Here is a 26,273-nt window from a genome sequence, read left to right as displayed (position 1 = left end):
GCGCCCCTTTGGCGGTGCACCAGAGCGGGACCCCAGCAACCTGCACCGGTGCCGGGGATGGGCCTCAGGCTCAGCAGCGCCCACGCTGCGAAGAGCGGCACGCTGCGCTGCGTTGGGGGCACGAACCGCCGCTTGCCGCCTCAGGTCCGCGCTGATACCTACCCGGCCCATGGCCGAAAAACCCAAAAAACCGCAAAAGCTCCGCGCCCGCCTGCCGCGCGGGCTGGAGGACCGCGGCGCGGCCGAGATCGCCGCGACGCGGCGCATGACCGACACCATCCGCGAGGTGTTCGAGCGCTACGGCTTCGAGCCGGTGGAGACGCCGGCGTTCGAATATACCGACGCGCTGGGCAAGTTCCTGCCCGACCAGGACCGTCCCAACGAAGGCGTGTTCTCATTCCAGGACGACGACGAGCAGTGGATCAGCCTGCGCTACGACCTCACCGCGCCCTTGGCGCGCTATGTCGCGGAAAATTTCGACGCGTTGCCAAAGCCGTATCGCAGCTACCGCGCCGGCTACGTCTATCGCAACGAAAAGCCGGGCCCCGGCCGCTTCCGCCAGTTCATGCAGTTCGACGCCGACACGGTGGGCTCGGCGTCGCCTGCCGCGGACGCCGAGATGTGCATGATGGCGGCGGATACGATGGAGGCGCTGGGCATCCCGCGCGGCAGCTATGTGGTGAAGGTGAACAACCGCAAGGTGCTCGATGGCATGCGGGAAGCCATCGGCGTCAGCGATGACGCGCAATGGCTCACAGTCATGCGTGCCGTCGACAAGCTCGACAAATTTCTGATTGGCGACGTCGTCAAGCTTCTCACCGTTGGACGTTGGGACGGTGGCGAAGAAGGCAAGGGCGACTTCACAAAGGGTGCCGGTCTAGACGAAGCGCACGCCAAAGCACTCGCCAACTATATCGGAGAGCCATCCTCTGAAAATGAGGCGGCGTATCGTTATCTATTTGAACCCGAACTGGTTCAAAGCGCACGCGCCGAATTGCGCCGGATATCGGAAATAGTGACGTCCGCTCGCTACGGCGAAGACCGTATCCGGATCGATCCATCGGTCGTCCGCGGCCTCGAATACTACACCGGCCCAGTCTACGAAGTTGAACTGCTGCTCGACACCAAGGACGAAAAAGGCCGCCCGGTCCGCTTCGGCTCGGTCGGCGGTGGCGGACGCTACGATGGATTGGTTTCGCGGTTTCGCGGCGAGCCGGTGCCGGCGACCGGGTTTTCCATCGGCGTGTCGCGGCTGCAGGCGGCGCTCACCATGCTGGGCAAGCTCGACGTCAAGCCGGAATTCGGCCCGGTCGTCGTCACCGTGTTCGGCGGCGAGATTGCGAACTACCAGAAAATGGTCGCGACCTTGCGCAACGCCAACATCCGTGCCGAACTCTATCTTGGAAACCCAAAGCACAGCATCGGTCAGCAGATGAAATACGCCGATCGGCGCAATTCGCCGTGTGCGATCATTCAAGGTTCGGACGAGAAGGCGAATGGCAAAATCCAGATCAAGGACCTCATCCTTGGCGCCGGCCTCACCGAAATAAAAGACCGCGAGGAATACCTGAAGAAACAGGCCGAGGCGCAATATGAAGTCGACGCAGACAAGATCGTCGAGGCCGTGCGCGAGGTTTTGGCGCGGCATGGGGTGACGTGGGGGTAGCCATTCATTCAAGCCGTCATGCCCGGGCTTGTCCCGGGCATCCACGTCTTGATAATGAAGGTTGCAAGAAAGACATGGATGGCCGGGACAAGCCCGGCCATGACGACAGCAAGAGCAAAGGGAGAGACCAGCATGCCCGAGATCACCATAAGCATGGCCGCCGGCCGTACCGACGAACAGAAGGCCGGGATGATGCGCGACATCACGCAGGCGCTGGTGAAGAACCTCGGCGTCGAGGCCGACAACGTCGTGATCCAAATCAACGAGGCGCCGCTGACCCACAAGATGAAGGGCGGCAAGACCTTCGTGGAGCGCAAGGCCGCGCAGAGCAGGTAGCGCAGCGGTTCGGGTGCTGGCGTCATTGCGAGCGAAGCGAAGCCATCCAGAAGCAACAGGGAAGACCGGATGCCTGGTCGCTTTGCTGCTCGCAATGACAGCCCGTCTGAGTTGCCGCGCCGCCTATTTCGGCATCAGGCCTTTCAGCTTTTCCATGTCGGTGATGTTCATCCTGAAACCGCCGGGCATCACGATATCGCCGGGCTTCTGGTCGGCCGGGCAGGCGCCGAGCCATTTCGCTTCCAGCGTCATGTTGGTGTCGCGCGGCGCCCCGGCGGGGGCGCCGTCATTGTGCGAGGTAACCTTTACGGAATAGCCGGAGTTGAAGTCGCCGGTCACTTCCGAATGCGACGTCATGGTGGTGCCGCCAAAGCTGCACACCGAATCGGTGATATACCCGGTCGCGGTCTTCTGGGTGTCGTTCCTGCTGCAGTTTTGCTTCGCCATCGGCGACAGCGACGTGGTCATCTGCTTGTCGGTGGTCTTGTCGGTGCAATGCTGCATCGTCATTTCCGGCATTTGCGAGCCGGCGCGCAGCATCTTCAATTCCCACAGCCCGGCCTTGCGTGTCGGCAGCTCGACGCCGAGCGCCGGCCCGGCGCACGGCATCAGCGCAACCAGAAGCGTCGAAACACCAGATGGAAAAAACCGTCGCGTCATGCTGCGCCTCCGCCTGCGAATAGGTTTGTGGCTCAGTAGCGAACGCTGAGCGGCCGCTCGGCCGCGCCATAGGGCACCCAGCGGCAGGCGAACGAGATGTAGCCGCCGTAACCAGCTTGCGCGGCGAGGAATTTTACGACTTTGCCATAGCGTGCACAGTGCTCGACCGCCATCAGCTTGACATCGGCCTGCGTCGCCAGTTCGAAGGCGATGATGCCGCCGGTGTCGTTGCCCTTGAAGGGCGGCACGGTATCGGCCCCAGCCTGCCCGCACGCCAGCATTCCGCCCACCGCCACCAGCATCGCCATTCGCATCGCAGACTCCATTCTTGCGCGCGCACCATAGAGCGCATCCTTGGCCGTGAAAAGAACGGCGGGGCGCTTCGATGTGGAGTTATCGGCAGTGTTGCCGCGCTGCACTTGACCTTGCCGGGGCTTCGCGCCACCGTCGACGACCTGCATCATTCGGCGGATTGGCCATGCGCGAGCTGTTATCGTCTTTCAGAAAACTCGGCCTCCGTCGTGTGCTCGGCGCATTTGTCGGCCTGCTGGCGTTCGGGCAGGCCGCGCAGGCGGCGAGTTTTCTGGAAAAGAACTTCTATTTGTCCGGTCCGCGGTATGACGGCAACCTGCCGCCCTGCGAATCGGCGCTGGGTAAGATTTCGTCGCAATTCGCCGACAAGGAAAGCACGTTCTGGAACTCGACCCTGCAAATTACCGGCTATGACCGGGTGCACGAAATCGCATTCCGGCCGTGGCAATCGGACAATATCCCGCGGCGTTTTTGCGCGGCGACGGCCATGATCAGCGATGGCAAGCCGCGCCCGGTGTATTATTCGATCATCGAAGATGGCGGTTTTGCAAGTTTCGGCAACGGCATCGAATTCTGCGTGGTCGGGCTGGATCGGGACTGGGCCTACAATCCCGCCTGCAAGGCCGCGCGGCCCTGAGTCATTCCCGATACGCCTCCTGGCGTGGACGCGAAACGCCTGCCACCGGCAGTTGCGATCGACCACCGTCACTCTTATCCTGTTCTTGAGATGTTCCTGTTCTCCGCCTAGGATATGGACGAGGAAAGGGGCTTGTGATGCGTTGTATTTGGATGGTTTCGATTTCCAGGATGTTGATCTCGCTGTGCCTGCTCGCCGTTGCGGCCGGCGGCGCGCCGGCGCAGGACCGCCGCCAGAATGCGCCCGGCGAGTTCGATTTCTACGTATTGTCGCTGTCATGGTCGCCCTCGTTCTGCGAGGCCGCCTCCGAGCGCGGCAATGGCGGGCGCTCGCAGCAGGCGCAATGCGGCGGACGGCCGTTTGCATTTGTGGTGCACGGGTTGTGGCCGCAATATGAGCGCGGCTTTCCCGATTATTGCCAGCGGCCGCCGCCGCGGCTCGACCGCAACATCATGGTCTCGATGCTGGACCTGATGCCGGCGCCGGGGCTGATCTTCAGCGAATGGGACAAGCACGGCACCTGTTCCGGGCTCGGCGCGCGCGCTTATTTCGAAACCATCCGCAAGGCACGCGCCGCGGTGAAGATTCCCGCCGATTTCCTGCAATTGTCCGCGGCCAAAACCATCGCGCCGGACGAGATCGAGACCGCCTTCATCAAGGCCAATCCGGGGCTGAGCAATTCAGCGGTCGCGGTGATCTGCGACAAGGCGCGCCTGAGCGAAGTGCGGATCTGCATGAGCAAGGACCTGCAGTTCCGCGCCTGCGAGGAAACCGACCGCCGCGCCTGCCGCCGCAATTCCGTGGTGATGCCGCCGGTGCGGGGCGGATAACTCGCCGCGAATGCGCCGCGTCATGTGGCGCGCTTCGCCATCCACGTCGTCCCCGCGCAGGCGGGAGCCCATCACCACCGGCCGTGGTTATGGGCACGATATTTAGACAAGGATGCTGGCATCATCCAGAACATCGACGACACGGCGTATGGGTCCCCGCCTGCGCGGGGACGACATTGAATGTGTGGCGGCTGCTTTGCTCAAATGCCCCGCGTAGCGTACATGCTACCCCATGAACTACCGCCACGCCTTCCACGCCGGCGGCTTTGCCGATGTCGTCAAGCATCTCGTGCTGGTGCGCATTCTCACTCACCTGCATGACAAGCCGGCGCCGTTCCGCGTCATCGACAGCCACGCCGGGGCCGGGGTCTACGACCTGACGGGCGAGGAAGCGCGCCGCGGCGGCGAATGGCTCACCGGCATCGCCCGCATCATGCAGGCGCGGTTTTCCGAAACCGTGTTGCCGCTGGTCGCGCCTTATCTCGATATCGTCCGGGCGTTCAATCCGCAGCGCGATTTGCAGACCTATCCGGGCTCGCCGCTGATCGCGCGGGCGCTGCTGCGGCCGCAGGACCGGCTGGTGGCCTGCGAAGTCGAACCCGGCGCGCGCAAGCGCCTGATCGATGCGCTGCGCCGCGACGCGCAGGCGCGGGTGGTCGATCTCGACGGCTGGGTGGCGCTGCCCGCCTTTGTGCCGCCCAAGGAGCGGCGCGGGCTGGTGCTGATCGATCCATCGTTCGAGCAGAAGGACGAATTCGAGCGGCTGTCCAGCGGCTTCACCCAGGCATTTGTGAAATGGCCGACCGGCAGCTATCTGTTGTGGTACCCGGTGAAAAGCCGCCGCGCCACCGACAGCCTCGCACGCCATGTCGCGGAGGTGACCGGAGCGGCCAGAACGCCGGCCAGGTGTCTGCGGCTGGAATTCAGCGTCGCGCCGCAGACGGCCGGTGCCGCGCTGACCTCGGCCGGGGTTTTGATCGTCAACCCGCCCTGGCGCCTTGCGGCCGAACTCAAAGCGATCCTGCCTGAACTGGAAAAGCCGCTGGGCCAGGGCGGCGCCGGGCGGTTCAGGCTCGAAACGCCCAAGCCCTGAACAAGCGCGTAGTCCAAAAAGTCCCGTAGTCAATTGACCGATAACCGTATTATGCTGAGATGTTGGGACTGGCTTTACGTTCCGCTTCCGGAAATGGGGGCGGCGGAGTGACAAGGCCTGAAATTTTTATAGGCGGATCATATCCGCTGCGATGGCCAAGCTTTCCGGTCGCGAAATGTCCGGTCAAGCCGCAACGCGAGATGCGCGTAGCGGCGTAGCAATGCGGGGAGAGGAGTTTTCCCGATGGCCATGACTGGGACGGTCAAGTTCTTCAATGGCGAGCGCGGCTACGGGTTCATCAAGCCCGACGACGGCGGCCGCGACGTGTTCGTTCACATCACCGCGGTGGAACGCGCGGGACTGAAGGATCTGATCGAAGGACAACGCATCACGTTCGAGGTTGAACCGGACAAGAAGGGCAAAGGTCCCAAAGCGGTCAATCTGGTGATTTCATTGTAGGGCGGATCACGTCAGCGTAATCCGCCGCACCGCCCGCCGCGGCGGCCAGCGCCGCCGGCGGCGCGCCCGAAGCTGCATCCGGGCTAGGGGATTGCCGAAAAAAAACCGGCCGCGAAGCGGCCGGGAAGTTGGGTCGAAATTTTTCTTATTGAAAACTAGAAGTGATAGTTCACGCCAACGCGGACGAGGCCGAATTGATAGCCGTTGGGCAGGCCGGTGATGGTGAAACGGCTGTCGGACAGATCGACATAGAGGTACTCGATCTTCGCGCTCCAGTTCTGGGCGAACCCGAATTCGGCGCCGACGCCGGCGGTCCACCCCGCGGTGGTGTGGGATTCCGACAGGCCGAAGGTTTCGCCGCGCAACTGGCCGAAGGCGAGACCTCCGGTACCGTACACCATCACATTGTTGAGAGCATAGCCGACGCGTCCGCGCACGGTGCCGAACCAGGGATTGGAGAACTTCCACGGCGCGAAAGTGTCGTTGGCGCCGCTGGCCTGGATGTCGGCTTCGAGGCCGAATACAAACGGCCCGTTCTGCCAGTTGTAGCCGCCCTGCACGCCGCCCAGCATGCCGTTCGGCTTGGTGAAATTATTGCCGACGCTGCCCCAGCCGTAGCCGACATTGCCGCCGAGATAGGGGCCGGCCCAGCTATAGGCGTTGAGCGGCTGGTTGACGGTATAGGGCGCGCGCGATCCGTAGGGAATATCGGCCGCCTGCGCCGAACCCAGGCCCGCGACCAGCGCCCCTGCAGCGAATGCGATCCTGCTCATTTCAAAACTCCACGCTACCGGCCGCAATCACGCGCGGTTACGAAACAGCGCTTTTTTCCAGTAAGATTTATCGGGAGTTTTAAGTTAATGGGTTGTTAAGCCGCCGAAGCGCCGGAGTCTTGTTCTTAAGAAAGACTTAACGGCTGGCGAGGCCCGGCCGCAGCGCTTAAATTCACGCCATGAATCAAGATCCTTCCGCGCCCGCAGCACCATCCGACGCAGCGAAATCGCAGCCCGGTTCCAGCTCCGACTTGCCGCCGAATTCCCCGGACCTCGATCCGGCCGGCGCCGGCGGCGATGAGGATGACGAGGGGCTGCTGCCCGATATCGTCGACGCCGGCACGGAGGCGGTGCCGGAGGGCCCGCTTGCGGTCGGCCGCGCCGCAATCGAGCACGCGGTGCGCCACGCGCCCACTTCGCCGGGCGTATACCGGATGCTGAATGCCGCCAACGACGTGCTCTATGTCGGCAAGGCCAAGAATGTGCGCAAGCGGCTCGCCTCCTATGCACGGCCGACCGGGCAGGTGATACGCATCGCCCGCATGATCGCCGCGACGGTGGCGGTGGAAATCGTCTCGACCGCGACCGAAACCGAGGCGCTGCTGCTCGAGGCCAACCTGATCAAGCAATTGCGGCCGCGCTTCAACGTGCAATTGCGTGACGATAAATCCTTCCCCTACATACTGATCACCGGGGACCATTGGGCGCCGCAGATTCTAAAACATCGCGGCGCGCAGTCGCGTCCGGGACGCTATTTCGGGCCGTTCGCATCCGCCGGTGCGGTCGGCCGCACCATCACGGCGCTGCAGCGCGCCTTCCTGGTGCGTTCCTGCACCGATTCGTTCTTCGAAAGCCGGACACGGCCGTGCCTGCTGTATCAGATCCGGCGCTGCGCCGGGCCGTGTACCGGCGAGATCGATTTCCCCGGCTATACCGAACTGGTACGCGAGGCGACGGAGTTCCTGTCCGGCCGCAGCCGCCTCGTGAAGCAGCAGCTCGCCGCCGAAATGGAGCGGGCTTCGGCGGAGCTGGAATTCGAGAGCGCGGCGCTGTATCGCGACCGGCTCGCCGCATTGTCGGCGATCCAGTCGCAGCAGGGCATCAACCCGCGCACCGTGGAGGAGGCCGACGTGTTCGCCATCCATCAGGAGGGCGGTTATTCCTGCGTCGAGGTATTTTTCTTCCGCACCGGGCAGAACTGGGGCAACCGCGCCTATTTTCCCCGCGCGGAGAAATCGTTCACGCCGGAAGAAGTCCTGGCTTCGTTCCTCGCGCAGTTCTACGACGACAAGCCGCCGCCGAAACTGCTCCTGCTGTCGCATCAAATCGAGGAATGCGATTTGCTGGCGAGCGCGCTCTCGATCAAGGCCGGCTTCAAGGTCGAGATCAATACGCCGCAGCGCGGCGAGAAGAAGGAGATGATCGCCCATGCGCTGACCAATGCGCGCGAGGCGCTCGGCCGCAAGCTCGCCGACACCGCGACCCAGACGCGGCTGCTGCAGCGGCTGGTCACCACGCTCGGCCTGCCGCAGCCGCCGAAGCGGATCGAGGTCTACGACAACAGCCACATCCAGGGCAGCAACGCGGTCGGCGCGATGGTCGTCGCCGGTCCGGATGGCTTTATCAAGAACCAGTACCGCAAGTTCAACATCAAGTCCGAAGGGCTCACGCCGGGCGACGATTACGCGATGATGCGCGAGGTGCTGCAGCGGCGTTTCAGGCGGTTGCTGGCGCAACCCGCCGAGGGCGAGGCAAAACCCGGAGACGACGATTCGTTTCCGCAGTGGCCTGACCTCGTGATCATCGACGGTGGCCGCGGCCAGCTCAGTGCGGTGCAGGAGATCTTTGCAGGCCTTGGACTGACCCAGGTGTCGCTGCTGGCGGTCGCCAAGGGCCCGGACCGCGACGCCGGCCGTGAAACCCTGTTCATGCCCGGCCGCGAGCCGCTCAAGCTGGAGCCGCGCGACCACGTGCTGTATTTCATCCAGCGGCTGCGCGACGAGGCGCATCGCTTTGTGATCGGCTCGCACCGCAAGCTGCGCAAGAAGGATATCCGCGAGGCCGGCCTGCAGGAAATTCCCGGCATCGGGCCCTCGCGCAAACGTGCGCTGCTGCATCACTTCGGAACGCTGAAGGAAATCGAGCGGGCGTCGATCGCCGATCTCGGCAAGGTTCCCGGCGTCAGCGCCGAAAGCGCGCGCAAGATTTTCGAATTTTTCCACACCCAGCCGGGATAGCGATGAATTCTGCGTCATATTGCTGCGCCGCCGCCCGGATCGCTGCGGCGCGGTGTTGACCTCGGCGCGTCGGCGGTATTGGTAAGGCGGATGAATACTGTCACCACCCGGGCGGCGCGGCATTCGCTGTCGCTGCCGAATATGCTGACCTACGCCAGGATCGCCGCGATCCCGGTGGTGGTGGGCTGCATCTATGCGCAAGCCATCCTGGACGGGCCGCTATGGCTGCGCTGGGTGGCGCTGGCAGTGTTCATCGCCGCCGGCATTACGGATTTTCTCGACGGCTACTATGCGCGAATCTGGCAGCAGCATTCCGCATTCGGCCGCATGCTCGATCCGATCGCCGACAAGCTCCTGGTGGCATCCTGCCTGCTGATGCTGGCGGCGGACGGAATCATTCACGGCTGGACGCTGTGGGCCGCCATCGTGATTCTGTGCCGCGAGATTCTGGTGTCGGGCCTGCGCGAATATCTCGCCGCACTTCGGGTCAGCGTGCCGGTGACCAAGCTGGCGAAATGGAAAACGACCGTCCAGCTCGTCGCGATCGGGTTTCTGCTGGCGGGCGAGGCAGGCGACATGGTGATTCCGTTCACCACCCAGATCGGCCTGCTGCTGCTGTGGATTTCCGCGATCTTCACCATCTATACCGGCTGGGATTATTTCCGCGCCGGCATCCATCACCTCATCGAGGAGGATGAAGGATGAAGCTGTTGTATTTCGCCTGGGTGCGCGAGCGCGTAGGCTTGGCCGAGGAAATGCTCGATCCTCCGGCCGATGTCCGCACCGTCGGCGAGTTGATGGGCTGGCTGGCGACGCGCGGCGAGGCCTATGCCCATGCTTTCGAGACGCCGCGGGTGATCCGCGCCGCCATCGACCACGCCCATGTTAGGCCCGACGCCATGATCTCCGGCGCGCGCGAGATTGCATTTTTTCCGCCGATGACCGGCGGCTAGATTGCGTCATGACGATAGCCGTGACCATCCGCATCCAGCAAGCCGATTTCGATATCGCGCGGGAGGTCGCCGCGCTGACCAAGGCGCGCGTCGACATCGGCGCGGTAGTGACGTTCAGCGGCATCTGCCGCGGCGCCGAGGGCGACAAGGCGATCGCCGCGCTGACGCTCGAACATTATCCGGGCATGGCCGAAGCGGAGATCGCGCGCCATGCGGAGACCGCGGCGTCACGCTGGCCGCTGACGGGCCTGACCATCATCCACCGCGTCGGCCGTATTGCACCCGGAGAAAATATCGTGCTGGTGGCAGCGGCGTCGGCGCACCGCCAGGCGGCATTTCAGGCCGCTGAGTTTCTGATGGATTATCTGAAAGCCCATGCGCCGTTCTGGAAGCGCGAGGAAGGTGCCGCGGGGTCGAAGTGGGTGGAGGCCGACGAGCGCGATGACGCCGCCGCCGGCCGCTGGACCGGGTCCTGATGGTCAAAAGCGCCAAAGCCGCGGCCAAGCGGAGCCGTCCCGCGAGAAAACCTGTGAAGCCCAAGCCGTTCGAGCGCTGGACGCTGTTCGACTTTGTTCGCTATGCGGTGAGCCGCTTTGTCGAGGCGGAACTGGTATTCGCGCATGGCACCACCGATGTAGTCGCGGAAGCTGCCTTTCTGGTCAGTGAAGCGCTGCATCTGCATCCCGATGAGTTCGAAATGTTTGCAGCGGTGCGGACCACCGCGCCGGAGACGGAGAAAATTCTCGGGCTGATCGAGAGCCGGATCGCCACCCAAAAGCCGGCCGCCTATCTGGTCAACAAGGCCTACATGCGCGGATTGCCTTTCTACGTCGACGAGCGCGTGATTGTGCCGCGCTCCTTCATCGGAGAACTCCTGGATTCGCATTTCAGCGAGGAGGTTTCGCTGATCGACGACCCGGCGGCGGTGAAAAGCGTGCTAGACCTCTGCACCGGCTCCGGTTGTCTGGCGGTGCTGGCGAGCCGCCGCTTTCCCCATGCGCACATCGATGCGGTGGATATCTCGGCTCACGCGCTTGAAGTCGCGGCGCGCAACGTCATCGATGGCTATGCACTCGAGCATCGCATCTCGCTGCATCGGGGCGATTTGTTCGAGCCCTTGGGCGGTCGCAGGTATGATCTGATCATCAGCAATCCGCCTTATGTCGACGCCGAAGGCATGGCCGGATTGCCGCAAGAGTGCCGCTTCGAGCCGAAGCTTGCGTTCGACGGCGGCGCCGACGGCCTCGCTGTCGTCAGGCGCATCCTGAATCAAGCCGGCAGCCACCTGACGCCGCAAGGCGGGCTGTTGTGCGAAATCGGCCGCGGCCGCGAACGGCTCGAGGACGCGTTCCCGCGGTTGCCGCTGCTCTGGCTCGACACCGAGGAGTCCGAGGGCGAGGTGTTCTGGATCGGCGCCAAGGACTTGTAGGACGGGTTGAGCGCAGCGAGACTCGCCAGCAATCGGCGCAGTTGCCGGTTTCGCTGCGCTCACCCCGCCCTTCGGTTCAACTTACGACGGCTCCGCCTACACCACCTTTCTGATCCAGTCGTGCGGGTCGGCCGCGCGGCCGTATTGGATGTCCACCAGCTTGTTGCGCAGTCCCATCGCGACCGGGCCGGCGGCGCCGCCATTGATCAGAAAATCGCCGCTGGTCGAACACACCTTGCCGATCGGCGAGATGACGGCTGCGGTGCCGCAGGCGAAAGCCTCTTTCAGCTTTCCGCTGGCGGCGTCGGTGCGCCACTGGTCGATCGTGTAGGCTTCCTCGCGTACGCGCGTGCCGGAATCTTTTGCCAGCGCGATGATCGAATCGCGGGTGATGCCCGGCAGGATGGTGCCGAGCGGCGGGGTCAGCAATGAGCCGTCGTCGAACACGAAGAAGACGTTCATGCCGCCGAGTTCCTCGATATAGCGGCGCTGCACCGCATCCAGGAAAACCACCTGATCGCAGCCGTGTTCGATCGCCTCGGCCTGCGCGCGCAGGCTTGCCGCGTAATTGCCGCCGCATTTGACGGCGCCGGTGCCGCCGACCGCCGCGCGCGTGTAGTTTTCCGACACCCAGATCGACACCGGCGCCGGGCCGCCCTTGAAATAGGAGCCGACCGGCGAGGCGATCACCGCGAAGATGTATTCCGCGGAAGGCTTGACGCCGAGGAAGACCTCACTCGCGATCATGAAGGGTCGCAAATAGAGACTGCCCTCGCCGCCGGGGATCCAGGCGCGGTCGACGCGCACGAGCTGCTCGACGGCTTCGATGAACACCGGCTCGGGCAGCGGCGCCATGGCCATCCGCTCGGCCGAATTCCAGAAACGCCGGGCATTGGCGTCGGGACGGAACAGGTTGATGCCGCCATCCCCGCGCTTGTAGGCCTTGAGGCCTTCAAAGATCTCCTGCGCGTAATGCAGGACGGCCGTGGCCGGATCGAGCGGGAAATTCGCACGGGACTCGACGCGCGCGCCATGCCAGCCCTTGGCCTGATCGTAGCGGACCACGGCCATGTGATCGGTAAAGATCCGGCCGAAGCCGGGGTCCACGAGCCGCGCCGCGCGCTCCTCCTCGGAGGCCGGATTTGCCGCAGGCCGGATTTCGAATTTCATCCAGACCGCGCCGTCGACTTTGTCGAACGAAACTCCCATGGGTATTCTCCCGGCTTTGATGCAGTCCCGCGCGGCGGGCTGCCGATTGAGATCTGGCCCTGCCCGCCGGCCCGAGGGCTGGTTTCCGCTTTGGCGGAAGGCGCGAAGTCCAGTATGTTTGCCGAAATGCTGCTCGACAATCGCACGGAGGAAAGAATTAGCGGCCGCTTTGGCCGTGCCGCTCGATGGTCAAGCCCTGTTCGGTATCGGTTCCAACGAAACGATACAATATTTCGTCGTAACGTTCGGTTTTGTAATATTGAAACCAAGATATGTCAATATGGCTGACATAAATTTTTCATCAAAGCTCTCGGATCACCCGGAAAGCACGGGCGCGCTGTCCACGGGCGCTCGCACGGTCCATTTGCGCTGGGATATCATCGAGCTTCTGTTCTTCGCCTACCGGGATTTCGTCGGTGATGCTGACCATGTGCTGGAGGAATTCGGGTTCGGACGGGCGCATCACCGCGTCATCCATTTTGTCCACCGCTATCCCGGACTCAAGGTCGCCGATCTGCTCGACGTGCTGCGCATTACCAAGCAGTCGCTGGGCCGGGTGCTAAAGCAATTGCTCGACCAAGGGTATATTGTCCAGAAGGCCGGAGCCACGGATCGTCGCGAACGCCTTCTTTTTGCCACCGCAAAGGGCGAGGCGCTGGTGACGAAGCTTGCCGGCCTGCAGACCGATCGCATCACCGGCGCGATGGGCGGTCTCGGCCCTGAGGGTGCGGATACGGTGCGGCAATTCCTGCGCGGAATGATCGATCGTGACGATCCCGACAAGGTGCTGACGGCGATATTCGAAACCGAACGCGCGACCGCGAAGGAATGATGGTGGCCCAGGCTGCAACAGTCATCCGAACCCCGCCGCAACCGGCCGACGATGCCCCGCATCTGCTGCTGGTCGATGACGACCGGCGCATCCGCGATCTGTTGTCGCGCTTTCTGTGCGGCGAGGGCTATCGGGTCACCACCGCGCTGAGCGCGAAAGACGCCCGCGCCAAGCTGCTCGGCCTGCATTTCGATCTGCTCATTCTCGACGTGATGATGCCCGGCGAAACCGGCTTTGATCTCGCCCGTTTCATCCGCACGTCATCGTCGGTGCCGATCATCATGCTGACGGCGCGGCTCGAGGCCGATGCCCGGATCGAGGGCCTGCAGATCGGCGCCGACGATTATGTCGCCAAGCCGTTCGAGCCGCGCGAACTGGTATTGAGGATCGGCAACATCCTCAAGCGCGCGGCGCGCCCGCCGGTGGAGACGCTGGAACAGATCGCGTTCGGGCCTTATGTCTATCACCTGGAACGCGGCGAACTGCGCCGCGGCGACGAGGTTATCCATCTCACCGACCGCGAACGCGAGATGCTGCGCATCTTGGCGTTGGCGCGCGGCGAGACCGTGGCGCGCAGCGCGCTGACCGGTGGGGGCGTCACCGTCAACGAGCGCGCGGTCGACGTGCAGATCAACCGCCTGCGGCGCAAGATCGAGCGTGATCCCGCCAATCCGCTGTTCCTGCAGGCGGTGCGCGGCATCGGCTACCGTCTGGTGGCCTCGCCGTGAGCGATCCGCATGAGTCGTGCCTGATGAGGCCAGTCCGATGAGCACGCTGGACACCGGCCTGACGCTGATCCGCACCGCCGCCGGCCGGGTGTCGGCAGCCAATGGCTGGATGGGCCAGACCTTCAAGAACTGGATGCCGAAGGGGCTCTATGCCCGCGCGCTGTTGATCATGATCGTGCCGATGGTGATTTTGCAGTCGGTCGTGGCCTTCGTATTCATGGAGCGGCACTGGAACACGGTGACCCGCCGGCTCTCGCAGGCGGTGGTGCAGGACATCGCCAGCCTGATCGACGTCTACAAGGGTTATCCGCAGGACAAGGACCGGGCGCAGATTCGCCGCATCGCGCAGCAGCGGATGGGGCTGGTGGTGGATTTTCTCCCGGTCGGCGACATGCCGCCGCCGGGGCCCAAACCGTTTTTCTCGCTGCTCGACCAGACGCTTTCGGTGCAGCTTGGGCGGCAGATCGCCAGGCCTTTCTGGATCGACACCGTGGGCCGTTCCAATCTGGTGGAAATCCGCATCCAGCTCGACGACGCGGTGATGCGGACTTTCGCCCAACGCAGTGCGGCCTATGCGTCGAACTCGGAAATCTTCCTGTTCTGGATGGTCGGCACCTCGTCGATCCTGCTGATCGTCGCGGTGCTGTTCCTGCGCAACCAGATCAGGCCGATCCTGCGGCTGGCGGATGCAGCGGAGAGTTTCGGCAAGGGCCGCGAGGCGCCGAACTTCCATCCGCGCGGGGCGCGCGAAGTTCGCCGCGCGGCGCAAGCCTTCATCCAGATGAAATCGCGCATCGAGCGCTCGATCGAGCAGCGCACCGCGATGCTGGCCGGCGTGTCGCACGACCTTCGCACCATCCTGACCCGCTTCAAACTTGAACTGGCTTTGATCGGCGACAGCCCCGAGGTCGACGGAATGCGCCGCGATGTCGACGAAATGGCCGGCATGCTGGAGGCGTATCTGGCATTCGCGCGCGGCGACAGCGGCGAGCAGGCACAGCCTACCGACATGGCGCTGGCACTGGAGGAACTGCGCAACGATGCCGAGCGCCATGGCCATGATGCGACGGTGGTGTTTCACGGACTGCCCGTGGTCACGGTCAAGCCGGCCTCGTTCAAGCGCTGTCTCGCCAACCTGGTGTCGAACGCGGCGCGGCATGCCGATACGATCGCGATCTCCGGCCACCGCGATCATCGCTACCTTACGGTGACCGTGGATGACGACGGACCCGGCATTCCGCACGACATGCGGGAGGAAGTGTTCAAACCGTTTCTGCGGCTCGACGACGCGCGCAACCAGGACGAAGGCGGCACCGGGCTAGGCCTCGCCATCGCCCGCGACATCGCCCGCTCGCATGGCGGCGACATCACCCTCGGCGACAGCCCGATGGGCGGCCTGCGGGCTACGGTCAGGGTGCCGGTGTGACGAAGCGTTCGCTACACCCACCGCCGTCATCCTGAGGAGCCCGCGCATTCGCGCGCCGTCTCGAAGGATGGGCCGCGTGCGCTTGTCACCGCATCCTTCGAGGCTCGCCCGAGAGGGCGCGCGCTTCAGGATGACGATATCCGGGGCGCGAGAAAACTACTTCGCCAATTCCCTTGACCGCCTGGTTGCCGCCGCGACGGCGCGGGTCAGCAACGGTTGCATTCCATCCGGTCCCATCAGCACTTCGAGCGCCGCGGCGGTGGTGCCGCCGGGCGAGGTCACGTTGTGGCGCAGCGTCGCCGATGCAAGCTCCGAACGATGCAGCAGTTCGCCGGATCCGGCGACGGTTGCGCGCGCGAGCTTGGCGGCGAGGTCGGCCGGCAGCCCGGCTTCGACGCCGGCGCGCGCCAGTTCTTCCGCAAGCAGGAATACGTAAGCCGGGCCCGAGCCGGACACCGCGGTCACCGCGTCCATCAGCGTCTCGTCGCCGATCCATTCCACCGCGCCGGTGGCCCGCAGCAGCGCGTCGGCGACCGCGCGCTGCGCGGCGCTGACCTTGCCGGCCGCCACCGCCGCCGTGATGCCGCGGCCGATCGCGGCCGGCGTGTTCGGCATCGCGCGGACAACGCTGCCGCCGCAGACCTCACCGATTGCCGCGATGGTGATGCCCGCCATGATCGAAACCACCAGCGTCGACGATCCTACGAACGGCCGCAGTTGCGGCCCGGCCTCGCGAAACATCTGTGGTTTGAGCGCGATCACCAATGTCGCGACGGCGCCGACCTGCTGCGGCGCCGGATTGAGCCGCACGCCCCTCGCGGCCAGCGCCTCGATCTCGGCCGAAGGAAACGGCTCGAGCACCGCGACTTTCGATGCATCCAATCCCTGCGCCAGCCACCCCGACAGCATCGCGCCGCCCATCTTGCCCGCGCCGGCGAGCACGATGGCACCTTCGACCTGCGTCAGCACTTGTGCGTCAGTCATTGCGGCACCCAGGGAATGCATTCGTCATCGCCGGGCCCGACCCTACTGGATTCACACATCTCGGCCGTCATTGCCGGGTCAAGCCCTACTGGATTCACACATCTCGTCATATGCGGGCTTGACCCGCGTATCCATCCATCTTCGGAACAGTCGTTTCGAAGGGGATGGATTGCCGGGTCAAGGCCGGCAATCCATCACCCGAAAAGTCTTCGGCAGGATGGATGTGTGGGTCAAGCCCACGCATGACGAATTCGGCGAAACCTACGCCTCGCCCTTGGTGTCGAACATCGCCGCGGCCATGGCCTCGCTTGCGGTCTTGCCGGCCCAGACCACGAACTGGAACGCCGGATAATAGCGCTCGGAGGCGTGCAGCGCGGCGGCAAGCATGGTCTCGCATTGCGCGGTCGAGGCCGCCATGCCGCCCGGCAGCACCAGCGCCTGACGGTACATGATCATGCCGGTGTGGGTCCAGACGTCGAAATGCCCGACCCACAATTGCTCGTTGATGGAAGCGATCAGGCGCTGCACCTCGGCGCGGCGGGCGGCGGGAATCTTCATATCGAAGGCGCAGGCCAGATGCAGCGCCTCGATCTCGGTCATCCAGGTGAACGAGATCTGATAGTCGGTCCAGGCGCCCTTGGAGACGATGGTGACCTCGTCTTCGCCGGAGCGTTCGAACGGCCAGTTGTTGCTGGCGGCGATGTCCTCGACCACCGCAAGCGGATTGTTCGGGGAATCGATGATGCCTTCGAGCAGGGACATGCCGTCTCGACCTTGCCTTTTGATGTGTTGATACGCACGCTAGCAGGCCGACACGCGCTGACCCGACGCGCCGCTGCGGAATGCAATTCCGGCCATGCCGGAGCTTGCGTGGCTCAAGTGATGTGATTTGCGGAATCCGTGCAACCGCACGCCGAGTCCGTCCACAGGCAAAGCGCGCGCCGTCCACAACTGATCGCGCGCGCGCCGTTAACGATTGGAACAAACCGGAATCATCCACAGCGGTTTTGCCATAATAGTTAATTTCCGGCCCATCGCAGCGTCATCCGCAGGCTTGACCCGCGCATCCATCACCTTTGGAAGACTCATTTAAAGGATGGATTGCCGGGTCAAGCCCGGCAATGACGACGAGATAGGTGGATCTCGTAGGTCAAGCCGGCAATGACGATGAGATGTGTGCATCCAGCAGGGTCAAGCCCGGTCATGATGCCGGGGACATCACTGTTGCAGATGCCCTGCGGTCATGGCGGACATGCATGTTTTCCGCAAGAATTGCGCTTGCTGGCATCGCGGCGGTTGGGCATAATTTCGTCAGGCCGCCCAACCGGGCGGCCGGTGTTCTCAGGGCGGGGTGAAAGTCCCCACCGGCGGTAAAGGCTGACAGGCCCAAGCCCGCGAGCGCCTTCTCCTCTTAAGCGGAGAAGGGTCAGCAGATTCGGTGTGATTCCGAAGCCGACGGTTAAAGTCCGGATGAAAGAGAACGGTCACGGCAGCCGCGTCGTTCGCGCGGCTCGTCGTTCCGTGTGCCCTGATTCTGGTCCTGAAAGGGGAAAGCCATGAATCAGATGTTGCAAGATCCGACCGAAGTAAAAGACCCTCCGCAAGTTATCGATCGTCCGGCATATCCGCAGTTTGCAAAGCCGCAGCGCATCGCGTTCGTGCAGTCATCCTGGCATCGCGACGTGGTCGAGGAATGCCGCGTCGCGTTTCTGCAGGAAATCGAAGCGCGCGGCATCGCCGCCGTTCACATCGATCTGTTCGAAGTGCCGGGCTCGTTCGAGATCCCTCTGCACGCGCAGATTCTCGCAAAAACCCGGCGCTACACCGCGATCGTCGCGGCCGGCCTGGTGGTCGATGGCGGTATCTACCGCCACGAGTTCGTCGCCGACACCGTGATCAAGGCGCTGATGGACGTGCAGTTGCGCACCGAAGTGCCGGTCTTCTCCGCGGTGCTGACGCCGCAGCAGTTCCACGAAAGTGCCGCGCATTTCGATTTCTTTCGCAGGCATTTTGCGGTGAAAGGCGTCGAAGTCGCGGAAGCCTGCGCCAACACGTTGCTCAGCCTCGAACGCCTGCGCGGTCAGGTCGCGGCCGGGATCGTGTAGCCGAAATTCGTAAGGTGGGTGGAGCAAAGCGAAGCGATAACCGCCATCCGGGGAGCGTTTGCGATGGGTCGCTGCGCTCAACCCGTGCTACGAATTTCAATCGAACAGGCTCGACACCGACTCTTCGGCGGCGGTGCGGCCGATGGCTTCGGCGATCAGCGAGGCGATCGACAGCGTGCGGATGTTGGTAGCGACGCGGACCGCCTCGGTGGGCTGGATCGAATCGGTGATCACCAGTTCCTTCAAGCGGGAGCCGGCGATGCGGGCGGCGGCGCCGCCGGAGAGAACGCCGTGGGTGATATAGGCGTAGACGTCCTTGGCGCCGTTGGCGAGCAGCGCGTCGGCGGCGTTCACCAGCGTACCGCCGGAATCGACGATGTCGTCGACCAGGATGCAGGTATAGCCGGCGACGTCGCCAATCACGTTCATCACCTCGGATTCGCCGGCGCGTTCGCGGCGCTTGTCGATGATGGCGAGCGGCGTGTTGATACGCTTGGCAAATCCGCGGGCACGCACCACGCCGCCGACGTCGGGCGACACCATCATGACATTGGCGAGGTCGAAGCGCTCCTTGATGTCGCGCACCATGACCGGCGAGGCGAACAGGTTATCGGTCGGAATATCGAAGAAGCCCTGGATTTGCGCCGCGTGCAGGTCGATCGTCATGACGCGGTCGATGCCGGCCCGGGTGATCAGGTTGGCCACCAGCTTGGCGGAAATCGGCGTGCGCGAGCCGGATTTGCGGTCCTGCCTGGCATAGCCGAAATAGGGAATCACGGCGGTGATGCGGCGCGCCGACGACCGGCGCAGCGCATCGGTGATGATCAGCAGTTCCATCAAATGGTCGTTGGCCGGAAACGACGTCGACTGGATGATGAAGGCGTCGGAGCCGCGGACGTTTTCCTGGATTTCGACGAAGATTTCCATGTCGGCGAAACGCCGGACCACCGCCTTGGCAAGCTGCAGGTTGAGGCCTTTGGCGATTTCCTGCGCCAACGCATTGTTGGAATTGCCGGCGACCAGCTTGATCGAGCCGTTCTTGGCCGACATCGACGCTTCTCCCCGTAACCCGGTGGATACAACATTGAGCATATCGGGCCCTTCAGGAACTGGCGCGTTTGACGAGCGAGGTGATATCAAGCAGCGACCGGAGCGGCAACCCGGCGCTTACGGTTTTCCTACGCAAAATCAACGCTGGAGGCGCGATTCGGTTGGTTAACGGGCGCTGTAGCTCAGTGCCCCGGCGCCGAACACGCCCGAAGGTGGAGGCGGATCGGCGTCTGCAACCGCAGGTCCTCGCCCGCGCGGCGCCGGCGGCGGTACGTCGGATGGCGCGGCTCCGCCGGTCATGCCGGAAAGGCCGGTCAATCCGGCTTGCGCTATGCGCCGCAGCACCAAATCGTCGGCGGCGGCCCAGGCGTCGCGGCCCGCCTTGCCGGCCGGTTCTTCACCGGAAAGCCGAATCGCCCGTTGCTGGTCGCGGTCGTAAACGTCCCACACCCAGGCGATCGTGGTGCGGCCGCGGATGACCTGCGCCGCCAGGTAGCTTCGCACCCGATACGAGGCTGATCCGTCCCGCGACACGATCGCGACGTTGCGAAGCTTGGATTCGCTGTCGAGCAGATTGACCATGCGGTCGAACACCTGCGGCGGCGGACCGTCGATGGATTCGAAGGTGACGGTGGTCCCGCCGGCATTGGCCATCGCGAACGAGTTGCTTGCGGACCCGCCGCCGGCACAGCCGCCAAGAGCGCCGCCAAGTCCGCACAGCACCGCCAGCAGCAACGCTGCGCACAAAGCGCGCGGCGCGGCGGAGCCTGCATCGCGGTTGGAAACCGGCATTCGTTCAGCGTCCCTGTTGAGGGCGAGAGATATCGTTAAAACGCGTTAAGGTCTGTGGCACGGCGGACACAGCAGCTCCGAAATAGTTCTGCGGTCACTGCAGGGAGCGACCGAAGCAATCCCGGTGGTGCCTGTGGCCCCGGACAGCTTCGCCCGCCCGCAATGACGAAGCTTCCCCGGCCTGCGTTTCATTCGTGCTCGAGCACGATCGCGTGCACATGGCGGCCGTAATCCGGCTCCTTGCGATGCACCGAGCGCCGGTAGCTGAAAAACCGCTGGTCGGAATAAGTGTCGATGCCGACATCGTCGATCATCAGCACGCCGGCGTTTTCCAGCCGCATCCGGATGAAGCCGGCGAGATCGAACATCGCATGTTTTTCGCGCGATGACGGGATGAAGAATGGCGCGTTGGCCGCGTCGGCCAGCGTGAACCGGTCGACGAATTCGGCGCCGACTTCATAAGAGTTCTGACGAATCAGCGGCCCGATCGCGGCGACGATGCCCGCGCGCTCGGCGCCAAGCTGCTCCATCGCGTCGATGGTCGATTCCAGAACACCCGTCAGCGCGCCTTTCCAGCCGGCATGGGCAGCGCCGATCACGCGCGCGCGGGGATCGACCAACAGGATCGGCCCGCAATCGGCCGCGGTGACGCCGATGGCGAGGCCTTCGGTGCGGGTGACCATGGCATCGGCGCGGGGACGCGACCGGCCCGGCCACGGTCCGGTGGCCACGACCGCGTCGGGCGAGTGGACCTGCCACACGCCGAGAAAATGCTCGGGCGAGACACCCATCTGCTGCGCCATCCGCCGGCGGTTTTCGGCGACGTGGCCGGGGTCGTCGTTCGAGCCGATGCCGCCGTTCAGGCTCTCGTAAATGCCGCCGGAGACGCCGCCGTCGCGGGTGAAAAACCCGTGGCGCAGACCGGGAATGGCCGAGAGCAGCGGCGATCCGAGCGTCATCGGTCTGCACCCTTGCGGTTGTCGCCGGAAAATCCCGCCAGCGCGGTCAGAGCCGGATCGGAGATCGCGACCACCTTGAACATCGAGCCCATGCCGCCGCGGCCGCCCTCGATCAGCCGCTTCAGCGCGCCGGAGATATCTTCGGAAACCTCGGGCGTGGTCTTGGCCATCAGCGTCGCAGCGCGCTGCTCGATGCCGAGCGCCTTCAGGAAGTCGCCCTGCGGCACCGGGCCGTGCGCACGCGCGCCGAGATCCTCGGCGGCGCGCACCAGCGCCTGGAAATCGACATGCGCGGTGACATCGGCCTGGCCCGGATTGTTCAAGGGATCGGTAAAGCTGTGGCGGGCGATGGCCTGAAAGGTATCTCCGGCGTCGCTGCGCAGATGGCCGTAATCGACGATCAGCGCGGCGCCGCCGTCGTCGCGGACGCGGGTTGCGATCTTCATGATCTCGGTGTCCGGCCGCCATTCGAACACCGCGCCGGCCGGGGCGGCACGCACCAGCGGCGGCAGCAGCACCTCGAAACGCGGCATCGGCTCGGCGGAGGCGCCGAATGCAAGTCGGCCGTCGCCGCCGATTTCTATCGTGCGCTCGTGCCAGCCGGTTTCAAGCTTCACCATCTGATGCACCGGCAGCACGTCGAAATATTCGTTGGCGAGAATCACCGAAGGCCCGGACGGCACGTCGTCGAGACGGTCGTGCCAGGCGATGTTGCGCACGCCGGGCAGCGTGGCCTTCTGCTTGTCGCGCAGCACCGGATTGATTTCGACCAGATCGATGTTCAGCGCCTGATAGAGCGGCGGCAGCACGCGCAACGCGCGCAGCGCATCCGCCATCATGGTGCCGCGGCCGGGGCCGAGTTCGATCAGCCGCAGCGACGGCGGCGATTCCATCGCCCGCCACACCGACGCCGCCCATAGCCCGAGCAGTTCGCCGAACATCTGGCTGACTTCCGGGGCGGTGGTGAAATCGCCCTCGCGCCCCAAGGGATCGCGCGAGACGTAATAGCCGTGCTTGGGATGGGTCAGGCACAATTCCATGTAGCGCCAGACCGGCATCGGCCCGGAGGATTGGATCAGCTTCTTCAGTTCGGCCTGAAGCGGCGAGGTTTCGGTCACGGGGTTGCCTGGCTCATCGCTTGCGCGCGCGGTCCGCGGCGCCATGCTGCCGCAACGATGATGGCGCCTGCAACGATCATCGGCACCGACAGCAGCATTCCCATGGTCAATCCGCCCCACAGGAAACCCAATTGCGGATCGGGTTCGCGGAAGAATTCGCTGACGATACGCGCCACGGCATACAGCGCGATAAAGCTGCCGAGGATCAGGCCCGGCCGTTTCAGCGCGCCGGCGCGTATCATCAGCGCCAGGATCGCGAACAGCACGATGCCTTCGAGCCCGGCCTCGTAAAGCTGGCTCGGATGGCGCGGCAGCGGGCCGCCGTTGGGAAACACCATCGCCCAGGGCACGCTGGAATCCGCCGGCCGGCCCCATAATTCGCTGTTGATGAAATTGGCGAGCCGCCCCAGAAACAGCCCGATCGGTCCGACCGCGGTGGTGATGTCGCCCAGCGACAGGATGGAAAGCCTGTATTTCCGGCAGAACAGCATCACCGCGGCGACGCAGCCCAAAAAGCCGCCGTGGAACGACATGCCGCCTTTCCACAGTTCGAGGATCTCGGCGGGATGCTGGATGAAAAACGGCAGGTTGTAGAACAGCACATAGCCGGTGCGGCCGCCGAGGATGATCCCGACCGTCACCCAGAGAATGAAATCGTCCATCTGCAGCAGCGTGATCGGCGCAGGTCCCCCCCATAGCCGTTCATTCTTGATCAGCGCCCGGGCGTAAACCCAGCCCAGCACGATACCGCCGATATAGGCCAGCGCGTACCAGCGGATCGCGACCGGCCCGATCGCGATGGCGATTGGATCGAAGATCGGAAATGCGATGGCGAGAAAGGGCATCGTCTATCCTTGGTCATTCCGGGGCGCGCGCGCGTTCGCACGTGCGAACCCGGAATCCAGCGACCTGGCGATGTTGCTGGACTCCGGGTTCGCGCCACGCGGCGCGCCCCGGAACGACGGCTGATGCGCCATGTCAGTCAGGCTGCAGAAACAAGGTTGCGGCGATACAGCGCCAGCAGCCGTTCCCAGTGCCGCTCGGCGGCGTCCCTGTGATAGACCGGCCGCTTCGGAAACGCGAAGCCGTGGTGAGTGCCCGGATAAATCTCGACCTCGGCGTTGGCGCCGTCGGCTTTCATCGACTGCTTTACTTTTTCGATGGTTTCCATCGGCGCGTAGACGTCGGTTTCCGCGCAGCCGAAATAAAGCTCGGCCTTGGTCTTGGTCCCGGCGAGATGCGGGCTGTCCGGCTTGTCGGTTGCCAGCGCCACGCCATAGATCGATGCCGCCGCCTTGACGCGGTCGGGAAAATGCGTCGCGGCGTTGACCGCGTATTGCCCGCTCATGCAATAGCCGACCGTGCCGACCGGTCCCTTGCTTGCCGCCGCCTGTGTTGCGGCAAAATCCAGCAGCGCCTTGGTGTCTTCCATCACCAGCGGAATGGAAAGCGAGTGCATCAGTTCGAACATGCGCTTGCGCTCCGGCGATTCCGGATCGGCGGGCAGCGGCCCCAGTTCCATGACGCCCTTGCGGTAATACATGTTCGGCAGCATCACGTAATAGCCGGAGGTCGCGAGCCGCCGTGCCATGTCGCGCAATTCCTCCCGGATCGCCGGTGCGTCCATGTAGAAGATGATGATGGGGAACGGACCGCCGCGCTCGGGGTGGCTGATGAAGGTGGTGGTCTTGCCGTCCTTGGTGGGAATCTCGATTTGCTGGTCGATCATGGGTGTTTTCTTTCCCCGTCTGTTTTGCATGCGGGGGTCGATTATCACGATTGCGCGGAAACCGCAGCCGGAAAGACGGTCAACGCGCGGCGCCTAGTTCCGGGACACGAAAGGGAAGCCCTGCTCCGGCCTTGAACAAACCCGGGCGGATCGCCATTGTCAGGATGAACCCGCAGCCGGAGATTTTGCCATGACCCAGACCAGCAACCGGTTTTTCGACGAGATCGGCCGCCTGATGAACGACGCCGCCGGCGCCGCCCAAGGGGTCAAGCGCGAGGTCGATACCGTGGTGCGCAACCAGGCCGAAAAAATCCTGCGCGACCTCGACGTCGTCAAGCGCGAGGAATTCGAGGCGGTCAAGGACATGGCGCGCCTTGCGCGCGAGGAAAACGAGGCGCTGAAAGCGCGCATCACGGCGCTGGAGGCGAAGCTTGGCGCGACGCCCGCCGCGCCCCCGCCTGTTGCGGACTGACAGCCGAGGCGATTGCACGCAATGCGTCATGCGCAAGTTTGACTCGCGCATCCATCGATCTTGATCGCGAATTATCGTCCTACATAATCGTTGACCCAACGAATTATGTATGTACATTTAATTGAAAATCACCTTCGATCCGGCCAAACGTCTTGTCACCCTGCAGGAACGCGGAATTGATTTCGCGACTGATGCGGAGAAGGTGTTCGCGGGCAGGGTTGCGACCGTCATCGACGATCGTTTTGATTATGGTGAAGTGCGGAATTCAACCGCAGGCTGGCTCGACGGCCGAATGGTGACGGTGATCTGGACTGCGCGCGGTAACGCCCGCCACATCATCTCGATGAGGTATTGTCATGCCGGAGAAATCAAAAAACTTCTCAAGCTCTTTACGTAAGCGCAAACCGTGGGTCGATCCCGACGATGCTCCGGAGTGGACGGATGACATGGTCGCTCGCGCCGAAGTTCGCGACGGCGGCAGAATCATCCGCCGCGGCCGGCCGCCGCTCGGCGCAAAGGCCAAGGGCGTGGTGACGATAAGGCTCGATGCCGACGTGCTGGACTCCTACCGGGCGCTCGGCGCCGGCTGGCAGACGCGGATCAACGCCGACCTGCGCCGCGCCCGCAAACTCAAGAAAGTCTGACGGATCGCAGCGCACCGGCGGCCGGGCAGGTCGCGAAGGCAGAAAAATCCCTCGATTTCCTTGTATTTCCGCCTCAACGCGGCTAGAACGCCGCCACGTCCGCGGCCCCCGCACCCCTGGAGGCTTGCCGTGGCGTGAAAACGGGCCGCATTGCGGCCTTTAACTTTTACGGAACAAGGATTTAAACGATGGCGACCGTCAAGGAATTGAAGGCGACCGCGCGTCCCGTCGGCGGCAAGGGGGCCGCACGGGCAGAGCGTCGCGCCGGTAGAGTGCCCGGAGTGATCTATGGCAACAACCAGCCCCCCGTGGCCATTTCGGTCGATGATATCGAGCTGCGCCAGCGTATATTGGCGGGCCGGTTCCTCACCACGATTTACGACATCGATCTGGAAGGCCGGAAGCACCGGGTGATCCCGCGCGATTTCCACCTCGACCCGGTGCGCGATTTCCCGCTGCATGTGGACTTCATGCGGCTCGGCGAGGGCGCCACCATCCGCGTCAGCGTTCCCCTGCACATCCAGCACGCGGACGCCGCACCCGGCGTCAAGCGCGGCGGCACCGTTAACATCGTCACCCACACCATCGATCTGGAATGCTCGGTCGATAACATTCCGCAATATGTCGAGGCCGATGTCAGCAAGCTTGAAATCAACCACTCGCTGCATCTGAGCGAAATCAAGCTTCCCGCCGGCGTGAAGTCGCTGTCGCGCGAGGACGTCACATTGGTGACCATCGTGCCGCCGTCCGGCTACGCCGAAGAGCTCAAGGCGGCGGCGGCCGCAGCGGCTGCCGGTCCGGCCGCGGCGGCAGCCCCGGGCGCGGCTCCGGCGGCAGGCG

Annotated in this window: 31 protein-coding genes and 1 riboswitch; of the genes, 19 read left to right on the top strand and 12 right to left on the bottom strand. The window is 64.0% G+C overall.

Features of this window, described 5'->3' with window-relative positions; translation table 11 throughout:
• Window positions 1-169: 169 nt before the first annotated feature.
• Window positions 170-1,666, top strand: coding sequence for a histidine--tRNA ligase (hisS, locus tag ACFE72_RS15230; RefSeq protein ID WP_375413944.1), 1,497 nt, complete (start codon window positions 170-172; stop codon window positions 1,664-1,666).
• Between the two features lie 132 nt (window positions 1,667-1,798).
• Complete coding sequence (locus ACFE72_RS15225; RefSeq protein ID WP_375413943.1) at window positions 1,799-2,002, top strand: 4-oxalocrotonate tautomerase family protein; 204 nt, start codon at window positions 1,799-1,801, stop codon at window positions 2,000-2,002.
• Between the two features lie 123 nt (window positions 2,003-2,125).
• Here ACFE72_RS15225 and ACFE72_RS15220 read toward each other — a convergent pair whose 3' ends face one another.
• Window positions 2,126-2,662, bottom strand: coding sequence for a DUF3617 domain-containing protein (locus ACFE72_RS15220; RefSeq protein WP_375413942.1), 537 nt, complete (start codon window positions 2,660-2,662; stop codon window positions 2,126-2,128).
• Window positions 2,663-2,694: 32 nt separating this feature from the next.
• Window positions 2,695-2,970 carry a hypothetical protein gene (locus ACFE72_RS15215; RefSeq protein WP_375413972.1) on the bottom strand — a complete coding sequence of 92 codons (276 nt, stop codon included), beginning with the start codon at window positions 2,968-2,970 and terminating at the stop codon, window positions 2,695-2,697.
• Window positions 2,971-3,140: 170 nt separating this feature from the next.
• On the opposite strand from ACFE72_RS15215, the gene ACFE72_RS15210 reads away from it, so the two are divergent.
• The 4 genes from ACFE72_RS15210 (at window position 3,141) to ACFE72_RS15195 (ending at window position 5,993) form a co-directional block, all read left to right on the top strand.
• A complete protein-coding gene (locus ACFE72_RS15210) occupies window positions 3,141-3,611 on the top strand; it encodes a hypothetical protein (RefSeq protein ID WP_375413941.1) in 471 nt (156 codons plus the stop codon).
• A gap of 152 nt (window positions 3,612-3,763) precedes the next feature.
• The gene (locus ACFE72_RS15205) at window positions 3,764-4,441 is read left to right on the top strand and encodes a ribonuclease T (protein WP_375413971.1); all 678 of its coding nucleotides are present in this window, start codon (window positions 3,764-3,766) and stop codon (window positions 4,439-4,441) included.
• Window positions 4,442-4,673: 232 nt separating this feature from the next.
• On the top strand, window positions 4,674-5,534 hold the full coding sequence (locus tag ACFE72_RS15200; protein WP_375413940.1) for a 23S rRNA (adenine(2030)-N(6))-methyltransferase RlmJ: 861 nt from the start codon (window positions 4,674-4,676) through the stop codon (window positions 5,532-5,534).
• 243 nt (window positions 5,535-5,777) lie between these two features.
• Complete coding sequence (locus tag ACFE72_RS15195) at window positions 5,778-5,993, top strand: cold-shock protein (protein WP_375413939.1); 216 nt, start codon at window positions 5,778-5,780, stop codon at window positions 5,991-5,993.
• Window positions 5,994-6,148: 155 nt separating this feature from the next.
• Here the strand turns inward: ACFE72_RS15195 and ACFE72_RS15190 are convergent, their stop codons facing one another.
• On the bottom strand, window positions 6,149-6,766 hold the full coding sequence (locus ACFE72_RS15190; protein WP_375413938.1) for an outer membrane protein: 618 nt from the start codon (window positions 6,764-6,766) through the stop codon (window positions 6,149-6,151).
• Window positions 6,767-6,945: 179 nt separating this feature from the next.
• Here ACFE72_RS15190 and uvrC point away from each other — a divergent pair, with 179 nt between their 5' ends.
• The 5 genes from uvrC to prmB all read left to right on the top strand — a co-directional run bounded on the left by uvrC (window position 6,946) and on the right by prmB (window position 11,385).
• The gene (uvrC, locus tag ACFE72_RS15185; protein WP_375413937.1) at window positions 6,946-9,003 is read left to right on the top strand and encodes an excinuclease ABC subunit UvrC; all 2,058 of its coding nucleotides are present in this window, start codon (window positions 6,946-6,948) and stop codon (window positions 9,001-9,003) included.
• Between the two features lie 90 nt (window positions 9,004-9,093).
• Window positions 9,094-9,708: a CDP-diacylglycerol--glycerol-3-phosphate 3-phosphatidyltransferase gene (gene pgsA / locus ACFE72_RS15180; RefSeq protein ID WP_375413936.1), complete on the top strand. Its 615-nt coding sequence runs from the start codon at window positions 9,094-9,096 to the stop codon at window positions 9,706-9,708.
• Window positions 9,705-9,956 carry a molybdopterin converting factor subunit 1 gene (gene moaD, locus ACFE72_RS15175; protein WP_375413935.1) on the top strand — a complete coding sequence of 84 codons (252 nt, stop codon included), beginning with the start codon at window positions 9,705-9,707 and terminating at the stop codon, window positions 9,954-9,956. Before pgsA ends, moaD begins: the two co-directional genes overlap by 4 nt.
• 8 nt (window positions 9,957-9,964) lie before the next feature.
• A complete protein-coding gene (locus ACFE72_RS15170) occupies window positions 9,965-10,432 on the top strand; it encodes a molybdenum cofactor biosynthesis protein MoaE (RefSeq protein WP_375413934.1) in 468 nt (155 codons plus the stop codon).
• Window positions 10,432-11,385, top strand: coding sequence for a 50S ribosomal protein L3 N(5)-glutamine methyltransferase (prmB, locus tag ACFE72_RS15165; protein WP_375413933.1), 954 nt, complete (start codon window positions 10,432-10,434; stop codon window positions 11,383-11,385). Before ACFE72_RS15170 ends, prmB begins: the two co-directional genes overlap by 1 nt.
• A 96-nt stretch (window positions 11,386-11,481) precedes the next feature.
• On the opposite strand, the gene ACFE72_RS15160 is transcribed toward prmB, so the two are convergent.
• On the bottom strand, window positions 11,482-12,594 hold the full coding sequence (locus ACFE72_RS15160) for a branched-chain amino acid aminotransferase (protein WP_375413932.1): 1,113 nt from the start codon (window positions 12,592-12,594) through the stop codon (window positions 11,482-11,484).
• Between the two features lie 280 nt (window positions 12,595-12,874).
• Here ACFE72_RS15160 and ACFE72_RS15155 point away from each other — a divergent pair, with 280 nt between their 5' ends.
• From ACFE72_RS15155 to ACFE72_RS15145, 3 genes are read left to right on the top strand one after another with little or no spacing between them, the layout of a single operon-like run.
• Window positions 12,875-13,426, top strand: coding sequence for a MarR family winged helix-turn-helix transcriptional regulator (locus tag ACFE72_RS15155; protein WP_375413931.1), 552 nt, complete (start codon window positions 12,875-12,877; stop codon window positions 13,424-13,426).
• The gene (locus ACFE72_RS15150) at window positions 13,423-14,154 is read left to right on the top strand and encodes a response regulator (protein ID WP_375413930.1); all 732 of its coding nucleotides are present in this window, start codon (window positions 13,423-13,425) and stop codon (window positions 14,152-14,154) included. The genes ACFE72_RS15155 and ACFE72_RS15150 overlap by 4 nt, the downstream gene beginning before the upstream one ends.
• Before the next feature lie 37 nt (window positions 14,155-14,191).
• On the top strand, window positions 14,192-15,580 hold the full coding sequence (locus ACFE72_RS15145) for an ATP-binding protein (protein ID WP_375413929.1): 1,389 nt from the start codon (window positions 14,192-14,194) through the stop codon (window positions 15,578-15,580).
• Between the two features lie 156 nt (window positions 15,581-15,736).
• Here the strand turns inward: ACFE72_RS15145 and proC are convergent, their stop codons facing one another.
• Complete coding sequence (proC, locus tag ACFE72_RS15140; RefSeq protein ID WP_375413928.1) at window positions 15,737-16,564, bottom strand: pyrroline-5-carboxylate reductase; 828 nt, start codon at window positions 16,562-16,564, stop codon at window positions 15,737-15,739.
• A gap of 261 nt (window positions 16,565-16,825) precedes the next feature.
• Complete coding sequence (locus ACFE72_RS15135) at window positions 16,826-17,326, bottom strand: YbjN domain-containing protein (protein WP_375413927.1); 501 nt, start codon at window positions 17,324-17,326, stop codon at window positions 16,826-16,828.
• A 571-nt stretch (window positions 17,327-17,897) separates the two neighbouring features.
• A riboswitch (FMN riboswitch) is annotated at window positions 17,898-18,050 on the top strand.
• A gap of 70 nt (window positions 18,051-18,120) precedes the next feature.
• Here ACFE72_RS15135 and ACFE72_RS15130 point away from each other — a divergent pair.
• On the top strand, window positions 18,121-18,669 hold the full coding sequence (locus ACFE72_RS15130; RefSeq protein ID WP_375413926.1) for a 6,7-dimethyl-8-ribityllumazine synthase: 549 nt from the start codon (window positions 18,121-18,123) through the stop codon (window positions 18,667-18,669).
• A gap of 96 nt (window positions 18,670-18,765) precedes the next feature.
• Here the strand turns inward: ACFE72_RS15130 and ACFE72_RS15125 are convergent, their stop codons facing one another.
• From ACFE72_RS15125 to ACFE72_RS15100, 6 genes are all read right to left on the bottom strand, one after another.
• Window positions 18,766-19,719, bottom strand: coding sequence for a ribose-phosphate pyrophosphokinase (locus ACFE72_RS15125; protein WP_375413925.1), 954 nt, complete (start codon window positions 19,717-19,719; stop codon window positions 18,766-18,768).
• Between the two features lie 165 nt (window positions 19,720-19,884).
• Entirely contained in the window at window positions 19,885-20,511 is a 627-nt protein-coding gene (locus tag ACFE72_RS15120; protein ID WP_375413924.1) for a hypothetical protein, read from the bottom strand.
• Window positions 20,512-20,699: 188 nt separating this feature from the next.
• The gene (gene pgeF / locus ACFE72_RS15115) at window positions 20,700-21,470 is read right to left on the bottom strand and encodes a peptidoglycan editing factor PgeF (protein WP_375413923.1); all 771 of its coding nucleotides are present in this window, start codon (window positions 21,468-21,470) and stop codon (window positions 20,700-20,702) included.
• Window positions 21,467-22,588, bottom strand: a complete 1,122-nt coding sequence (locus ACFE72_RS15110; protein WP_375413922.1) for a class I SAM-dependent methyltransferase — start codon at window positions 22,586-22,588, stop codon at window positions 21,467-21,469. Before ACFE72_RS15110 ends, pgeF begins: the two co-directional genes overlap by 4 nt.
• Complete coding sequence (gene lgt / locus ACFE72_RS15105) at window positions 22,585-23,433, bottom strand: prolipoprotein diacylglyceryl transferase (protein WP_375413921.1); 849 nt, start codon at window positions 23,431-23,433, stop codon at window positions 22,585-22,587. Before lgt ends, ACFE72_RS15110 begins: the two co-directional genes overlap by 4 nt.
• Before the next feature lie 137 nt (window positions 23,434-23,570).
• A complete protein-coding gene (locus tag ACFE72_RS15100) occupies window positions 23,571-24,317 on the bottom strand; it encodes a dienelactone hydrolase family protein (RefSeq protein WP_375413920.1) in 747 nt (248 codons plus the stop codon).
• Between the two features lie 190 nt (window positions 24,318-24,507).
• Between ACFE72_RS15100 and ACFE72_RS15095 the strand changes: the two genes are divergently transcribed.
• From ACFE72_RS15095 to ACFE72_RS15080, 4 genes are all read left to right on the top strand, one after another.
• Entirely contained in the window at window positions 24,508-24,789 is a 282-nt protein-coding gene (locus ACFE72_RS15095) for an accessory factor UbiK family protein (RefSeq protein WP_375413919.1), read from the top strand.
• Between the two features lie 121 nt (window positions 24,790-24,910).
• A complete protein-coding gene (locus ACFE72_RS15090) occupies window positions 24,911-25,186 on the top strand; it encodes a BrnT family toxin (RefSeq protein ID WP_375413918.1) in 276 nt (91 codons plus the stop codon).
• Window positions 25,146-25,433, top strand: a complete 288-nt coding sequence (locus ACFE72_RS15085) for a BrnA antitoxin family protein (RefSeq protein WP_375413917.1) — start codon at window positions 25,146-25,148, stop codon at window positions 25,431-25,433. Before ACFE72_RS15090 ends, ACFE72_RS15085 begins: the two co-directional genes overlap by 41 nt.
• Before the next feature lie 188 nt (window positions 25,434-25,621).
• On the top strand, window positions 25,622-26,273 hold a 652-nt coding region (locus ACFE72_RS15080; RefSeq protein ID WP_375413916.1), incomplete at its 3' end, for a 50S ribosomal protein L25/general stress protein Ctc.

The sequence above is a fragment of the uncultured Bradyrhizobium sp. genome (genome assembly GCF_964252615.1).
GTDB lineage: Bacteria > Pseudomonadota > Alphaproteobacteria > Rhizobiales > Xanthobacteraceae > Bradyrhizobium.
This window is presented reverse-complemented; position numbering and strand designations above follow the sequence as displayed.

Bases quoted from the DNA above. Each gene is read 5' to 3' on its own strand.
- hisS (WP_375413944.1), top strand. From the start codon at position 170: ATGGCCGAAAAACCCAAAAAACCGCAAAAGCTCCGCGCCCGCCTGCCG.
- ACFE72_RS15225 (WP_375413943.1), top strand. From the start codon at position 1,799: ATGCCCGAGATCACCATAAGCATGGCCGCCGGCCGTACCGACGAACAG.
- ACFE72_RS15220 (WP_375413942.1), bottom strand. From the start codon at position 2,662: ATGACGCGACGGTTTTTTCCATCTGGTGTTTCGACGCTTCTGGTTGCG.
- ACFE72_RS15215 (WP_375413972.1), bottom strand. From the start codon at position 2,970: ATGGCGATGCTGGTGGCGGTGGGCGGAATGCTGGCGTGCGGGCAGGCT.
- ACFE72_RS15210 (WP_375413941.1), top strand. From the start codon at position 3,141: ATGCGCGAGCTGTTATCGTCTTTCAGAAAACTCGGCCTCCGTCGTGTG.
- ACFE72_RS15205 (WP_375413971.1), top strand. From the start codon at position 3,764: ATGGTTTCGATTTCCAGGATGTTGATCTCGCTGTGCCTGCTCGCCGTT.
- ACFE72_RS15200 (WP_375413940.1), top strand. From the start codon at position 4,674: ATGAACTACCGCCACGCCTTCCACGCCGGCGGCTTTGCCGATGTCGTC.
- ACFE72_RS15195 (WP_375413939.1), top strand. From the start codon at position 5,778: ATGGCCATGACTGGGACGGTCAAGTTCTTCAATGGCGAGCGCGGCTAC.
- ACFE72_RS15190 (WP_375413938.1), bottom strand. From the start codon at position 6,766: ATGAGCAGGATCGCATTCGCTGCAGGGGCGCTGGTCGCGGGCCTGGGT.
- uvrC (WP_375413937.1), top strand. From the start codon at position 6,946: ATGAATCAAGATCCTTCCGCGCCCGCAGCACCATCCGACGCAGCGAAA.
- pgsA (WP_375413936.1), top strand. From the start codon at position 9,094: ATGAATACTGTCACCACCCGGGCGGCGCGGCATTCGCTGTCGCTGCCG.
- moaD (WP_375413935.1), top strand. From the start codon at position 9,705: ATGAAGCTGTTGTATTTCGCCTGGGTGCGCGAGCGCGTAGGCTTGGCC.
- ACFE72_RS15170 (WP_375413934.1), top strand. From the start codon at position 9,965: ATGACGATAGCCGTGACCATCCGCATCCAGCAAGCCGATTTCGATATC.
- prmB (WP_375413933.1), top strand. From the start codon at position 10,432: ATGGTCAAAAGCGCCAAAGCCGCGGCCAAGCGGAGCCGTCCCGCGAGA.
- ACFE72_RS15160 (WP_375413932.1), bottom strand. From the start codon at position 12,594: ATGGGAGTTTCGTTCGACAAAGTCGACGGCGCGGTCTGGATGAAATTC.
- ACFE72_RS15155 (WP_375413931.1), top strand. From the start codon at position 12,875: ATGGCTGACATAAATTTTTCATCAAAGCTCTCGGATCACCCGGAAAGC.
- ACFE72_RS15150 (WP_375413930.1), top strand. From the start codon at position 13,423: ATGATGGTGGCCCAGGCTGCAACAGTCATCCGAACCCCGCCGCAACCG.
- ACFE72_RS15145 (WP_375413929.1), top strand. From the start codon at position 14,192: ATGAGCACGCTGGACACCGGCCTGACGCTGATCCGCACCGCCGCCGGC.
- proC (WP_375413928.1), bottom strand. From the start codon at position 16,564: ATGACTGACGCACAAGTGCTGACGCAGGTCGAAGGTGCCATCGTGCTC.
- ACFE72_RS15135 (WP_375413927.1), bottom strand. From the start codon at position 17,326: ATGTCCCTGCTCGAAGGCATCATCGATTCCCCGAACAATCCGCTTGCG.
- ACFE72_RS15130 (WP_375413926.1), top strand. From the start codon at position 18,121: ATGAATCAGATGTTGCAAGATCCGACCGAAGTAAAAGACCCTCCGCAA.
- ACFE72_RS15125 (WP_375413925.1), bottom strand. From the start codon at position 19,719: ATGTCGGCCAAGAACGGCTCGATCAAGCTGGTCGCCGGCAATTCCAAC.
- ACFE72_RS15120 (WP_375413924.1), bottom strand. From the start codon at position 20,511: ATGCCGGTTTCCAACCGCGATGCAGGCTCCGCCGCGCCGCGCGCTTTG.
- pgeF (WP_375413923.1), bottom strand. From the start codon at position 21,470: ATGACGCTCGGATCGCCGCTGCTCTCGGCCATTCCCGGTCTGCGCCAC.
- lgt (WP_375413921.1), bottom strand. From the start codon at position 23,433: ATGCCCTTTCTCGCCATCGCATTTCCGATCTTCGATCCAATCGCCATC.
- ACFE72_RS15100 (WP_375413920.1), bottom strand. From the start codon at position 24,317: ATGATCGACCAGCAAATCGAGATTCCCACCAAGGACGGCAAGACCACC.
- ACFE72_RS15095 (WP_375413919.1), top strand. From the start codon at position 24,508: ATGACCCAGACCAGCAACCGGTTTTTCGACGAGATCGGCCGCCTGATG.
- ACFE72_RS15085 (WP_375413917.1), top strand. From the start codon at position 25,146: ATGCCGGAGAAATCAAAAAACTTCTCAAGCTCTTTACGTAAGCGCAAA.